A 13,032-nucleotide genomic window follows, 5' to 3' on the forward strand; every position below is an offset into this window, starting at 1 on the left:
GAGAAATCAGCGGCTTTTTTGTATCTGGAGAAAACCCGAGTTTGTCACGTCAAACATTCACTTCTAGTGCCGCTTTCAATAATTGCATGTGAATAGGAACCAGATCTTCATGCTGTGTTCGATAGCCACCACCAACAACACATGCCATCGGGATAGATTCTGATTTCGCTAAGTCGATCATCAAGCAGTCGCGTTCAAATATCCCTTGTGTAGACACATTCAAATAGCCTAGTTCATCGTCTTGATGGATATCGATACCCGCATCATAAATAATGAGATCAGGTTGATGGTGAGCAATCGCCAGCTTGGTGACTTGCTCAAAACAACGCAGAAACTCTTTATCTTCTGTTTCACGACTTAACGGCACATCTAAATCAGATAGCGGTTTTCGTGCAGGGAAGTTTTTATCGCAGTGGAACGACAAAGTAATGATGTCGTCATTCTCTTGGCAAAGAGTCGCAGTGCCATCACCATGATGAACATCGCTGTCGACGATAAGCACTTTATCGATATGTTCAAAGGTCAGCGCATGTTTTGCCGCTAAAACCAGATCGTTCAACAAACAAAATCCGCTACCAAAATCATGGTGTGCGTGATGATAACCACCACTCAAATGAATCGCTAAACCACTCTCTATGGCCATTTCAGCCGCTAAACAAGTTCCTCCACTTGAGTAGAGTGTCCTTTCGATCAGTTGCTCACTCCACGGGAACCCGATGCGTCTCATTTTGGCCGCTGGCAAATTACCAGACACAAGTAAATCGACATAGTCACTATCGTGTACCTGTTTTACTTGCTCAACCGAAACCGGCGTTGGTTGAAACACTTCAAACTTGCTCTTCCATCGAGGTTCGCTATCCATTCGTTTCTCAACAGCACTATATAACAACTGATATTTGTTGATTGGGTAACGGTGACCTTCTGGTAAAGGTAACTGCGAATAGATTGGGTGGTAAATTAAAGGAATCATAATCAGGTTAATTGCGTATCTTTCTCAAAATCATAACAGTCTCAGCCTAGGCGACAACCTTAATTAATGATAATGGTTATCATTATATTAAATTTCAAAAAGAGACAGCAATGAGAAACCTAATACTCATCTTTGGGGTGATCTGCGGCTCAGTAACAGCAGTAATGATTTTTGTAGGAATGTTAATGGCCAGTTGGTGGAGCGTTGATTTTCTCGTGTTAAGCCATCAAACTTAACTAATTGAACTGAAAAGGAATCACCATGAGCGTAATTTTTATTACTGGAGCGAACCGCGGCATTGGCTTAAGCCTGACTCAGCAGTACTTGAAAGGTAACCACAAGGTGTACGCGACTTATCGTGAAGCCAATTCAGCAAAAGAACTGCTCTCACTCGCAAAGCACAACAGCAACCTAACCTGCATTCAATTAGAGATAACCGATTACCAAGCAGTAGGCCAACTCCCCTCGCAAATGGAACCGATTGATATCTTGCTCAACAACGCTGGCTACTATGGTCCTAAAGGTTATGGGCTGGGTAATACCGATGTCGAAGAGTGGCGTCGTGTTTTTGAAGTCAACACTATTGCTCCGCTGAAACTTGTCGAAACGCTATTGCCTTTATTAGAAGACAGCGATATCAAAAAGGTCGCTTGTTTATCCTCTAGAGTCGGCAGTATGACTGAGAACACCTCAGGCGGCGGTTATATCTATCGCTCCTCTAAAGCCGCTCTAAACTCCGTGGTGAAGAGCCTAAGCAACGACTTAACCGAGAATGGCTTTACGGTGTTAGCACTGCATCCAGGTTGGGTACAGACTGAAATGGGCGGGCCGAATGCTCTGATCGACACCGACACTTCAGCATCCGGCCTTATTAAAGTCATCGAGTCAGCGAATACCGAAGTGAGTGGTCACTTCTTCAATTTCGATGGCAGCGAAATAGACTGGTGATCCACAGATGAATGCAGGGCCTCTCTCAAACCTAGTTAAGCACTCAACACTGTTTTGTCTGACAGTGATGCTAGCTGGCTGTTTCAGTGATGGCCCCGGCGACTTGTTCGACGACTATCAAACTAAGGTCGCCAGAGTACAAGATGCAAAAGAACTCAATGATGACTGGGAGTTTGAAAACCTACCGAGAAAGCGAGAGCTGTTGCTTGACGTGCCCTCACTTTCTATCGGTCTCATCGACAGTTATCAACTTCGACAATGTGGGTTATTCAATCTGATTGCAGAAAGAAATTCCGTACTTGGAAAAGTCGCCGACGAGTTCCGGAATTACGATTATCAAGTCGCTCTACTGGAAGGTGTTGGTAAGTGTTTATCTAATAATGAATTAGATCCAGAGATCATAAAATTACTCAGAGAAATCGAGCAACAGAAACTCGCACAATTTCCACTACACCAATGGAATCTAATCTATGCCAGTGAAGCGATGCAGTCGCAAATGCGTGGTAGTCAGTGGTTACGTGCTGATATCGGCGATCAGGTAAGACAAACCGGTGATGCCTTAGAACATATCAATCAAGCGTTAAACGTTCCGCTCGTTTCAGGCAAGACTACTGAGGTTCAAGAAGTATTAGAGAAGAGCTCTACGCTCGGGGATTTATACTACTCGCTCGCCCGTGCCTCAGCTGAGCTTGATACCATCACCAAGCAACTCACTACTTTTGATGCCAACATCATCTGCGGGAAGCAGCGAGACACCACTAAGTTTCGTTATCTCAACAATGTATTCGAGCAGCAATACATAGGTAAGGTTCAGCCTTACATGGCGCAGCTGGATGGCTTTTACCAGCAGTTAGCCCCGCAACTAGGGATGTTTGACGCGCAACCTGACCTGCACAGTTATTACTTTCCCATCCAAGATGCGCATCAAGCCTTTCGATCATCCACTCGCCGCCATGTTGATTATTGGCAACAGCTGTTTAAGCGCTGCGGACGCAAAGTCGGTCGTTAATTCCAGTATCGCCAATAAACAGCTGTTTGCTCTCAGTTCCTAGCTTTTAGTGCCTTTTTTAGCATAGGTACCTTTCTTGGCATAAACTTTCTTCGCACCACCGCCTTTACGGCGTTTAAAAGCGGGTCTCTCAACTTTAGGAAGATGGCGCAGAGATTCAGGAACTTCGCCCGTTTTTACCTTGCCCATCAAACCATCAATCTTGCTTTCTAACGCTTGCATGAAAGGTTGATACGCTTGATTTCGTTCTGCCATGCCTTGCAACTGGTGCTCCCAATGTGCCGTCATGTCTGGAAAGGTCGAATCCTCAGGTAAGGCATGGATCAAGCCTCTCCCCGCAGGGCTACTATGAATACTCTTACCTTGGCGCGTTAGCAGTTGCCTTTTGAATAGCGTATCCAGAATGCCCGCACGAGTCGCTTCAGTGCCAAGGCCATCAGTCTCTTTCAAAATGGCTTTGAGGTCTTTGTTCGCAACAAAACGCGCGATACCTGTCATCGCTTGTAGCAAGGTCGCTTCAGTAAAATGTTTTGGTGGCTCGGTTTTCTTATCACCAATCACGCCTTCACGACACGTCAACACCGTACCTTTATCCAATGGAGGAACCGTATCCGTGCCATCACCTTTCTCTTCGGTATCTGTTTTGCCCACCAACACCTTCCAACCGGGATTGATAAGCTGACGTCCTTTCGCAATGAACACGCCACCAGCGATATCAAAGACCAGCTTAGCATCAGCAAAAACCGCAGGTGGGTAGAACTGCATTAGATACTGACGAGCGATTTGCTGATAAATTTTCATCTCGTTGGCAGATAAGCCATTCACCGATGATTTTTTCGGAGTGGGAATAATCGCATGGTGAGCATCAACCTTGCTGTCGTTCCACGCTTTTGATTTCAGTGAAAGATCCGCACCGTGAGCACCACTTTGCAACTCTTTCGCATTGTTAGCGATAGCATCCACTACCGACTCTCTTTGTGAGTAGTGATCTTTAGGTAAATAACGACTATCAGAGCGAGGGTAAGTGATGAGCTTGTGCTTCTCATATAATGACTGGCACGTGTCCAACACCTGCTGAGCACTCATGCCAAAACGCTTAGACGCATCAATCTGCAGTGCTGACAACGAGTAAGGCAGTGGCGCAGCTTGTTTACTTTGCTTTTGCTCTGATTCCGTTACCACCGCGGGTTGATTCGCAATTCGGTTAGCCACGTTCTCAACCAACTTGCGATTAAGCACTCGACCTTCTTCATCTTGCCATGGTTTGCATGCTTCGCTTGGTTTCCAACGCGCGCGAATATCAAAGCTTTGCCCGTTATTTTGATAAGGGATCAAAGCGTGCAGAGTGAAGTAATCTTTAGGAATAAAATTCTCAATTTCTTCATCACGTCTTACAACCAAACCAAGTACTGGAGTCTGCACTCGCCCTACCGACAACACGCCTTGGTAGCCAGCCTTTTGACCAAGCAAGGTATAAGCGCGAGTCATGTTCATGCCATACAGCCAATCGGCTCTAGAGCGTGCTAAAGCGGAAATAGACAGTGGGATAAAGTCGCGGTTGCTACGCATTTGAGAAAGTGCACGCTTTACAGCAGGTAAGTTCAAGTCGCTGATCAGTAGCCTGTCCATCGACTCTTTCTTGGCCTTAGAGACCTTGCAGTAATCGATCACTTCATCAACCAGCAACTGTCCTTCTCTATCCGGGTCTCCGGCGTGAACAATTTGAGTGGCGTCCTTCAATAGCTTTCGGATCACCGTGAGCTGTTTACTTGAAGTCTTGCGTGGTCTTAGCTGCCATTGCTCTGGCACGATAGGGAGATCGGCTAGGTTCCATTTCTTGTAGCGGTCGTCATAAGCGTCTGGCTCAACCTGCTCCAATAAGTGTCCAATACACCAAGTCACCACATCGCCATTGCCACATTTGATAAACCCTTGGTCTTTCTTCTGTGGATTAGGCAGTGCAGCAGCGATCGCGCGGCCGAGGCTTGGTTTTTCAGCAATAATAAGGCGAGACATGTTTTTCCAGATGCTACAAACAATTAGGGCCACATTATCTAATGTGACCCTAATAAATCAAGAAAAACTGGTTGTTTATACAGTTAGCATTCCACTATTCAAGCTTCAACGCTCTTTACAAGAACTCAACAAACTTAGCGAAGTCGCGCTCTGGCACTTTCATTGGTGTACAGCCTGGAGTGCCAAGGTATAGGAAACCAACAATTTCGTCGTCGCCTTCTAGGCCAAATGCTTGGTGTACTTCTGGGTGGAACATCCATTTACCTGAGCGCCAAAAGCCTTGGAAGCCTTGCGCGACAGCAGCCATTTGCATGGCTTGTGCAGCGCAACCCGCAGAAAGGTGTTGTTCGAACGCGGGCACTTTTTCGTGCTCGGTAACTTTTGCAATAACGGTAATCACCATTGGAGCTCGGAACGGCGCTTTTTTTACTTTCTCGATAACCGCTTCTTCGCTTGCATCCGCTTCAGCGGCACGCACTAATATGTCTGAAAGCTTCTGTAGACCTGAACCCTGCGCGATAACAAAGCGCCAAGGTGTTAGTGCGCCGTGATCTGGAGCCCGTAAGCCCGCTTTGATGATATTTTCTAACGCTACACCTTCAGGTGCCGGATCAGAGAGTTTTGCGATTGAGCGCCTGTTGAGCAATAGATCCAAAGCATCCATTTGAAGTCCTTACTATTTCTTTATTATTTGTATACTTGAACTTTAGCACAGAATACAAACGATAATAAATCTCAACGACTAGCCATTTGGCCTAGATTAGAAACAATAAAGGCTCCTAAATCTATGACTTAGGAGCCTTGTTCAAAATCTAGCTCAGCAAACTAAGTAACAATATCTACCGATAAGATTACAGTTTGATAGATGATTCTATAACTTAATAGCTAGCTCAACACCTTGACGGATAGCACGTACTGCATCTAGCTCACCGGCATAATCGGCACCGCCTATCACGTGCAGTTTGCCACCAAACTCTTGCCACATATCTTCGAATGGTCGAACTGACACCTGGCCCGCACATACGATAACGGAATCGGCATCGAGGACCTGTTCTTTCTTGCCAATACTGATATGCAGACCTTGGTCATCAATCTTGTTGTAGCTCACGCCACCCAGTAGGTTCACGCCGCGCTTTTCTAGCGTACGTTTATGAATCCAACCTGTGGTTTTGCCCGGGCCTTTACCAACACGACCCGCTTTACGCTGCATTACCCAGACTGTCTTATCGCTGAATGAATCCGGGTAAGGATACAAACCACCTGGGTGTTCCATATTCTTATCGATGCCCCACTCATGCAGCCAGTCATCTAAACTGTGAGAAGTAGGCTCGGTTAGCATGGTTGCCACATCGACACCAATACCACCAGCACCAACAATCGCGACTTTTTCGCCTACTGGTGTCTTTTCGCGAATCAAGGTTTGGTAATCGACTACGTTTTCTTGGTCGATGCCCTCAATATCGAGCTTTCTCGGTTCAACTCCTGCCGCCATCACCACTTCATCGTACTTCAGCAACATCTCAAACGTTGCTTCGGTATCCAGTTTCAGGTTCACACCTGATGCATCGATTTGGTTAGCAAAGTAACGAATCGTTTCTCTGAACTCTTCTTTGCCCGGAATCTGCATTGCCAGTCTGAATTGTCCACCGATACGGTCATTCTTCTCTATCAAGTCAACCTTGTGTCCACGTTGCGCTAATGTCGTCGCACAAGCCAAGCCTGCGGGGCCTGCACCGACAACCGCAATGGTCTTAGTGGCTTGAGCTGGTTGAACAACAATTTCAGTCTCGTAACAAGCTCGTGGGTTAACCAAACAGCTCGCACGTTTACCTTTAAACACGTTATCTAAACAAGCTTGGTTACAACCGATACAGGTATTGATGAACTGAGCTTGGTCTTGAGCGGCTTTATTAACAAAGTCAGGGTCAGCCAAAAATGGACGCGCCATTGATACCATGTCGGCCTGTCCTGAACTGAGGATACGCTCGGCCTCTTCTGGTGTGTTGATTCGGTTACAAGTCACCACTGGGATCGACACGTATGGTTTCACTTTTTCCGTCACCCAAGAGAAAGCACCTCGTGGTACTTGTGTCGCGATAGTCGGAACACGAGCTTCATGCCAACCAATGCCAGTATTGATGATAGTCACGCCCGCTTCTTCTAGCTTCTGAGCCAAAAGAACAACATCTTCAAACGTGCTGCCTTGCTCAACCAAATCAAGCATCGACAAACGGAAAATAATAATGAAATCTTTACCCACCGCTTCGCGAATCGATTTAACGATCTCTAAAGGGAAACGCATACGCTTCTCGTAAGAACCGCCCCACTCGTCGTAACGCATGTTGGTACGCTTACAGATGAACTGATTAATCAAGTAACCTTCCGAGCCCATGATCTCAATGCCGTCGTAACCTGCCACTTGAGCGAGCTCGGCACTATTGGCAAAGGCACCAATGGTCTTTTTGATCTGACGAGGGCTCATCTCGCTAGGTGCGAACTTAGCAATTGGCGCTTTAATACCAGAAGCACTTTGCGCGAATGGGTGCATTGCATAGCGGCCAGCATGCAGCAACTGAAGGGCAATTTTACCGCCATGCTTGTGCACGGCTTCAGTAACAACTTGGTGAGCTTTTGCGTGCTTCACTTTACTGAATTCAGCACTAAATGGGGTCAATCTGCCACGTAAATTAGGAGAAAAACCACCGGTAACAATAAGGCCAACGCCTCCTTTTGCTCGCTCTTCATAAAACGCGGCGAGTTTATGCAGGCCTTCTTTATTTTCTTCTAAACCTGTGTGCATTGATCCCATCAATACACGGTTACGTAATTGAGTAAAACCAAGATCGAGTGGTTCAAGTAAATGTGGGTACATGGCAGACATCACTTCTATTATTATATCCTTGTGGTCAGACCACAATATAACTCAATTACCAAAAGTTCAAACAGCCGTTTACATTTTTGTAACACCGATCATAATGCAGGATGTATTAATCGTTCAAAAGTTCTTAATCTAACTACACTTAATGAGAATATATATCGATTAACAATTCTTAGTATAGTTTGAGCTTGGGAATTATCGTAGGATACTAAGCAGTTCATATTATTGAGATTAATGGTACTACGGCTTGTTAAAGCGACGTGATCTCACTGCGGAGACAGAATGAAAAAAATATTCAAATTTATAGGCATGATCTTTAAAGGGATTTGGAAGCTCATCACGTTTGTGCGTCTTGCGCTGGTAAACCTTTTCTTTTTACTCAGTATCGCCATCATCTACTTTGTGTACTTCCATTCAGATACGGCCCAGCCGACTGTTCCACAAGAATCAGCGTTAGTACTTAACCTGTCTGGCCCTATCGTAGAGCAAAGCCGCTATATTAACCCGATGGATTCGGTCACGGGTTCGCTGCTGGGCAAAGACCTTCCAAAAGAAAACATCCTGTTTGATATCGTTGAAACGATTCGCTACGCAAAAGACGACGATAATGTAACGGGTATTGTTTTAGCACTTAAAGAGCTGCCAGAGACCAATCTAACTAAACTGCGTTACATTGCTAAAGCCTTAAATGAGTTTAAAGCGTCGGGTAAGCCGATTTATGCGGTAGGTGACTTCTACAACCAGAGCCAATACTACCTGGCAAGTTACGCCACTAAGGTGTACATGTCCCCTGACGGTGGTGTGCTTCTCAAAGGTTACAGCGCCTATTCGCTTTACTACAAAACCTTATTAGAGAAGCTAGACGTAAATACGCACGTGTTCCGTGTTGGTACCTATAAATCAGCTATCGAGCCCTTCATTCGTGACGACATGTCAGATGCAGCGAAAGAGTCCGCTTCTCGTTGGTTAAGCCAACTGTGGGGGGCGTACGTTGATGACGTCAGCAACAACCGTCAGATCGATGCTAAAACACTGAACCCAAGCATGGAAACGTTCTTGAAAGAACTTGAGTCTGTGGACGGTGACATTGCAAAACTGGCTGAGAAACTTGGCTTAGTGGATGAGCTAGCGACACGCCAACAAGTTCGACTAGAGCTTGCCGATGTTTTCGGCAGTGACGGTCAAGACAGCTACAACGCGTTTGGTTACTACGAATACCGTGCAACCATGCTTCCAGACATGACCAGTGAGTCACACGATGTCGCCGTGATTGTTGCTAGCGGCGCAATTATGGATGGTAAACAGCCGCGTGGTACGGTTGGTGGTGATACTACTGCAGCCCTACTTCGCCAAGCGCGTAATGATGATAAAGTGAAAGCCGTTGTACTTCGTGTAGATAGCCCAGGTGGTAGCGCATTTGCTTCAGAAGTGATTCGCAATGAAATAGAAGCGATCAAGCAAGCAGGTAAACCGGTTGTTGTGTCGATGTCGAGCCTTGCTGCTTCAGGTGGTTACTGGATCTCGATGGGTGCGGATAAGATCCTAGCGCAACCAACCACGCTCACCGGTTCGATTGGTATCTTCAGTGTTATCACGACCTTCGAAAAAGGATTAAACGATATTGGTGTTTACACTGACGGCATTGGTACGTCACCTTTCTCAGGTATCGGTATTACGACAGGACTTAGCGATGGCGCGAAAGACGCTTTTCAAATGGGCATTGAAAACGGTTACCGCCGATTCATCAGCCTAGTTGGAGAAAATCGCGGCATGGAAGTCGATGCTGTAGACAAGATCGCTCAAGGCCGAGTATGGACAGGTCAAGATGCAATCCAGAAAGGCTTAGTCGATGAGATTGGCGATTTTGATGATGCGGTTGCAGCTGCGGCTTCACTTGCAGAACTTGAAAGCTACAACATCTACTGGGTAGAAGAGCCACTTTCGGCCACTGAACAATTTATTCAAGAATTTATGAACCAAGTTCAGATGTCGATAGGCCTTGATATTCAATCGATGATACCAAGCAGTTTACAGCCTGTTACTCAACAGTTAGCTCAAGATAGCCAGCTGTTAGGCAACTTTAACGACCCACAAGGCCGCTACGCTTTCTGCTTAAATTGCCAAGTTCAATAAGATAAGTTCAACGCTTTATTATCAAGAGGCGCCTCTGTGTTAGGTGCCTCTTTTTATTGCATGATAATTCGCTATAATCGCCCCCCTGTTCCCTATATCACACTAAGTATTATTCGCCATGGAAAGAAAACACATCTATATCGCGTACACCGGCGGCACAATTGGCATGCAGAAGTCTATTGACCACGGCTATGTTCCAGTCGCAGGTTTCATGGATAAGCAGCTAGCTGGCATGCCTGAATTCCATCGCCCAGAGATGCCTGAGTACACCATTCACGAATACTCTCCATTAATGGACTCTTCAGATATGACGCCACTTGATTGGCAGACTATCGCTGATGACATCCGCGCGAACTACGATAAGTACGATGGTTTCGTTATCCTGCATGGTACAGATACTATGGCATACACCGCCTCTGCACTGTCTTTCATGCTTGAAAACCTCGGCAAACCTGTGATTGTAACGGGCTCTCAGATCCCATTAGCAGAGCTTCGTTCAGACGGACAAGCAAACCTACTGAATGCGCTACACATTGCTGCAAACTACCCAATAAACGAAGTGACGCTGTTCTTTAACAACAAGTTAATGCGTGGTAACCGCAGCACAAAATCACACGCTGATGGCTTCAATGCGTTTACTTCTCCAAATCTGAACCCATTGCTAGAAGCGGGTATCAATATCCAAATCAGCAATAACGTAAAGGTAAACGAGCAGCCTGAAGGTGCTTTCAAGGTTCATAATATTACTCCGCAACCTATCGGCGTAATCACTATGTACCCTGGCATATCACATGAAGTGATCCGCAACACACTATTGCAGCCTGTTAACGCAATGATTCTACTTACTTTTGGTGTGGGTAACGCACCACAAAACCCAGAACTACTTCAGCACCTAAAAGACGCATCAGAGCGTGGAGTTATCGTGGTAAACCTAACTCAATGTTTAGCAGGTAAAGTGAACATGGGTGGCTATGCGACGGGCTGTGCTTTAGCAGAAGCTGGGGTTGTCAGTGGTTATGATATGACTCCGGAAGCGGCACTAGCGAAACTTCACTACCTATTAAGCCAAAATCTAAGCTACGAAGAAGTGAAAACTCAAATGCAACAAGTGTTGCGTGGCGAGATGAGCTTATAAGTCTGTTAGCCAATTAACGTGAACTAAATCGTTTTATTGCTTATAAATAAACGGCTTAAAGTAAAAGGGGTGGCACATTGCCACCCCTTTGTTGTAATTTAAGCCTAATGATTAGGGTTAACCCTAACAATATCGTCTTGATCTGATTTAAACTGTTTCTTTAGTTCAGACTTAGATTTAAAGCTAATCTCACCACCAGCTGCAATTGTCATATGTTGAGCTTCAGAGTTATGTTTAGATTGATATAACATAACCGCTTGCATACACGAGTCGCGCTGCTCTTTTGAGAGCGCCGTACCTTCTGGCCATTTACCCGTTTCAACTGCATAAGTTAAACGTTCGTAGACCTCGGGTGTCATTGCGCTAAGAAGTTGTTCTGCATCCATGGTAAAGCCTTAGTTTTAACAATTTTCACCAGAAAATAACCCGTAACAGAATTGAGTCAAGAACCTGACCGATAATAAGTGCATTTGATCACAAGTGAAGGAATATGAAAATTATGAAATGGTTGGCGATTAGCCTATTGCCTTTCACTCTGGTTGGGTGTCTTGAAGGAAACAAAAATACCGATCAACTGTGCCAAAGCAACCCGGGCCTTCAGTGTGAACAATTGAACATGAACGATGGGCAATGTCGTGTCGCACGTACCGATCTTATCTGGCATCGATTTGAAGTTCAGAAACACCCCTCCGAAATCAATAAGATTAAAGAGTTCGAATTAGTCACTGCTTACAAAAAGTGCCTAGAGCTCGCAGCTCAGATCGAAACTATTGACCAATCTAAACTGCAAGAGCGCCGCTTTACCTCTTTAATGCACAGTATTGAAGAGTCTGAGCGCATTGTTGGTGAGCTATCGCAATCTGATACACCGGAAACGCTTTACTTCTTGTGGTCGCAAACTGGAGACACCAACGCAAGACGCAGTTTCCTACAACTGGAAGGCACAGAAGCGTTAAACACGGCGGAGATGCAATATGCCTTAGCAACCTTCTATACCACCAGAGATCATGCTAAAACACTTAAGCTGCTTAATAATGCCTTAACGTTGTCGAGCAACTCTGCCGTCAATACAGAGATCTTTAAGTCAATGGCCAGCATCAATCACAGCTTGGGCCATATGGAAAAGGCGTATGTCTGGGCGATGGTTGCCAAAGAGTTTGATGTACCAATTGCATCAGAAGCGGAACTGGCCGTTCTCTATCGTTTTGAAGATTCAAAATACAAACAGTTAAATAAAGACGCAGACAAAATTGTCGAAGCTATTGAGGATGGGGTCTACAGCCCTTCAATCGTCCCGAGTTACTGATCGCTTCATTTATAGTGTTCTAACTTAAGCTTCTTATTCACCTGCTTTAAAAAAACAGCTACCTTTTTGGTAGCTGTTTTTATTTGTACTAGAGTTAAATCTGAAATCTTGGGCGTTTCAGCATTCCTAAATCGACAAATGCGACCTGTAAGGATTAGACAATAGTTACAAGTTATTTCGTACTTTCGTCATTTTTGTTGAAAATTAACGACACTGAATTAACACAGAACCGTTCACCAGTGGTCTTCGGACCATCAGGAAAAACGTGACCTAAATGGCTATCACAAGCGGTACAACGGATCTCTACACGCTTCATTCCGTGACTTAGATCTTCTATATAGCGTACTGCTTCATCATTTACTGGGGCATCAAAGCTTGGCCAACCACACCCAGAGTCATATTTGTTATCCGACAGAAACAAAGGGCTTTCACAGCATGTACAGCTATAGACGCCAGTCTTATGGTTGTGCAGTAACTTACCGCTATATGGGGCTTCAGTACCACGTTCACGACACACTGCAAATTCGTCGTCCGTTAGGCGTTCACGCCAGTATTCATCAGGCTTTATCATATTTCCTCCCTTTTGAATCACGTTAATATCTCTCCACATTATCAGTTATTATATTTACTTTTTTCT

General features: G+C 45.2%; 11 protein-coding genes. 5 read left to right on the forward strand and 6 right to left on the reverse strand.

What is annotated here, in order from left to right; all coding sequences use genetic code 11:
- Positions 1–49 precede the first annotated feature (49 nt).
- Positions 50–970 (reverse strand): histone deacetylase, encoded by a 921-nt coding sequence (locus FTW16_RS20085; RefSeq protein ID WP_146492265.1) that lies wholly within the window; start codon positions 968–970, stop codon positions 50–52.
- 261 nt (positions 971–1,231) lie between these two features.
- On the opposite strand from FTW16_RS20085, the gene FTW16_RS20090 reads away from it, so the two are divergent.
- A complete protein-coding gene (locus FTW16_RS20090; protein ID WP_146492266.1) occupies positions 1,232–1,918 on the forward strand; it encodes an SDR family oxidoreductase in 687 nt (228 codons plus the stop codon).
- Between the two features lie 7 nt (positions 1,919–1,925).
- On the forward strand, positions 1,926–2,927 hold the full coding sequence (locus FTW16_RS20095; RefSeq protein ID WP_146492267.1) for a DUF3080 domain-containing protein: 1,002 nt from the start codon (positions 1,926–1,928) through the stop codon (positions 2,925–2,927).
- A gap of 39 nt (positions 2,928–2,966) precedes the next feature.
- Here the strand turns inward: FTW16_RS20095 and FTW16_RS20100 are convergent, their stop codons facing one another.
- The 3 genes from FTW16_RS20100 to FTW16_RS20115 form a co-directional block, all read right to left on the reverse strand.
- On the reverse strand, positions 2,967–4,943 hold the full coding sequence (locus tag FTW16_RS20100; RefSeq protein ID WP_146492268.1) for a DNA topoisomerase III: 1,977 nt from the start codon (positions 4,941–4,943) through the stop codon (positions 2,967–2,969).
- Between the two features lie 115 nt (positions 4,944–5,058).
- A complete protein-coding gene (locus FTW16_RS20110) occupies positions 5,059–5,607 on the reverse strand; it encodes an NAD(P)H nitroreductase (protein WP_146492270.1) in 549 nt (182 codons plus the stop codon).
- A gap of 207 nt (positions 5,608–5,814) precedes the next feature.
- Positions 5,815–7,824 carry an NADPH-dependent 2,4-dienoyl-CoA reductase gene (locus tag FTW16_RS20115; RefSeq protein WP_048660802.1) on the reverse strand — a complete coding sequence of 670 codons (2,010 nt, stop codon included), beginning with the start codon at positions 7,822–7,824 and terminating at the stop codon, positions 5,815–5,817.
- 279 nt (positions 7,825–8,103) lie between these two features.
- Here FTW16_RS20115 and sppA point away from each other — a divergent pair, with 279 nt between their 5' ends.
- The gene (gene sppA / locus FTW16_RS20120; protein WP_146492271.1) at positions 8,104–9,954 is read left to right on the forward strand and encodes a signal peptide peptidase SppA; all 1,851 of its coding nucleotides are present in this window, start codon (positions 8,104–8,106) and stop codon (positions 9,952–9,954) included.
- Between the two features lie 118 nt (positions 9,955–10,072).
- Positions 10,073–11,089 carry an asparaginase gene (gene ansA / locus FTW16_RS20125; protein WP_060982262.1) on the forward strand — a complete coding sequence of 339 codons (1,017 nt, stop codon included), beginning with the start codon at positions 10,073–10,075 and terminating at the stop codon, positions 11,087–11,089.
- Between the two features lie 104 nt (positions 11,090–11,193).
- On the opposite strand, the gene FTW16_RS20130 is transcribed toward ansA, so the two are convergent.
- A complete protein-coding gene (locus FTW16_RS20130) occupies positions 11,194–11,475 on the reverse strand; it encodes a YeaC family protein (RefSeq protein ID WP_146492272.1) in 282 nt (93 codons plus the stop codon).
- 113 nt (positions 11,476–11,588) lie between these two features.
- On the opposite strand from FTW16_RS20130, the gene FTW16_RS20135 reads away from it, so the two are divergent.
- Positions 11,589–12,395 carry a DUF2989 domain-containing protein gene (locus tag FTW16_RS20135; RefSeq protein WP_146492304.1) on the forward strand — a complete coding sequence of 269 codons (807 nt, stop codon included), beginning with the start codon at positions 11,589–11,591 and terminating at the stop codon, positions 12,393–12,395.
- A gap of 172 nt (positions 12,396–12,567) precedes the next feature.
- Here FTW16_RS20135 and msrB read toward each other — a convergent pair whose 3' ends face one another.
- Positions 12,568–13,005: a peptide-methionine (R)-S-oxide reductase MsrB gene (gene msrB / locus FTW16_RS20140; RefSeq protein WP_019823761.1), complete on the reverse strand. Its 438-nt coding sequence runs from the start codon at positions 13,003–13,005 to the stop codon at positions 12,568–12,570.
- Between the last annotated feature and the right edge of the window lie 27 nt (positions 13,006–13,032).

This window comes from Vibrio sp. T20, from assembly GCF_007858795.1.
GTDB lineage: Bacteria > Pseudomonadota > Gammaproteobacteria > Enterobacterales > Vibrionaceae > Vibrio > Vibrio satsumensis.

Bases quoted from the DNA above. Each gene is read 5' to 3' on its own strand.
- FTW16_RS20115 (WP_048660802.1), bottom strand. From the start codon at position 7,824: ATGTCTGCCATGTACCCACATTTACTTGAACCACTCGATCTTGGTTTT.
- FTW16_RS20085 (WP_146492265.1), bottom strand. From the start codon at position 970: ATGATTCCTTTAATTTACCACCCAATCTATTCGCAGTTACCTTTACCA.
- FTW16_RS20090 (WP_146492266.1), top strand. From the start codon at position 1,232: ATGAGCGTAATTTTTATTACTGGAGCGAACCGCGGCATTGGCTTAAGC.
- msrB (WP_019823761.1), bottom strand. From the start codon at position 13,005: ATGTGGAGAGATATTAACGTGATTCAAAAGGGAGGAAATATGATAAAG.
- FTW16_RS20100 (WP_146492268.1), bottom strand. From the start codon at position 4,943: ATGTCTCGCCTTATTATTGCTGAAAAACCAAGCCTCGGCCGCGCGATC.
- FTW16_RS20110 (WP_146492270.1), bottom strand. From the start codon at position 5,607: ATGGATGCTTTGGATCTATTGCTCAACAGGCGCTCAATCGCAAAACTC.
- sppA (WP_146492271.1), top strand. From the start codon at position 8,104: ATGAAAAAAATATTCAAATTTATAGGCATGATCTTTAAAGGGATTTGG.
- FTW16_RS20095 (WP_146492267.1), top strand. From the start codon at position 1,926: ATGAATGCAGGGCCTCTCTCAAACCTAGTTAAGCACTCAACACTGTTT.
- FTW16_RS20135 (WP_146492304.1), top strand. From the start codon at position 11,589: ATGAAATGGTTGGCGATTAGCCTATTGCCTTTCACTCTGGTTGGGTGT.
- FTW16_RS20130 (WP_146492272.1), bottom strand. From the start codon at position 11,475: ATGGATGCAGAACAACTTCTTAGCGCAATGACACCCGAGGTCTACGAA.
- ansA (WP_060982262.1), top strand. From the start codon at position 10,073: ATGGAAAGAAAACACATCTATATCGCGTACACCGGCGGCACAATTGGC.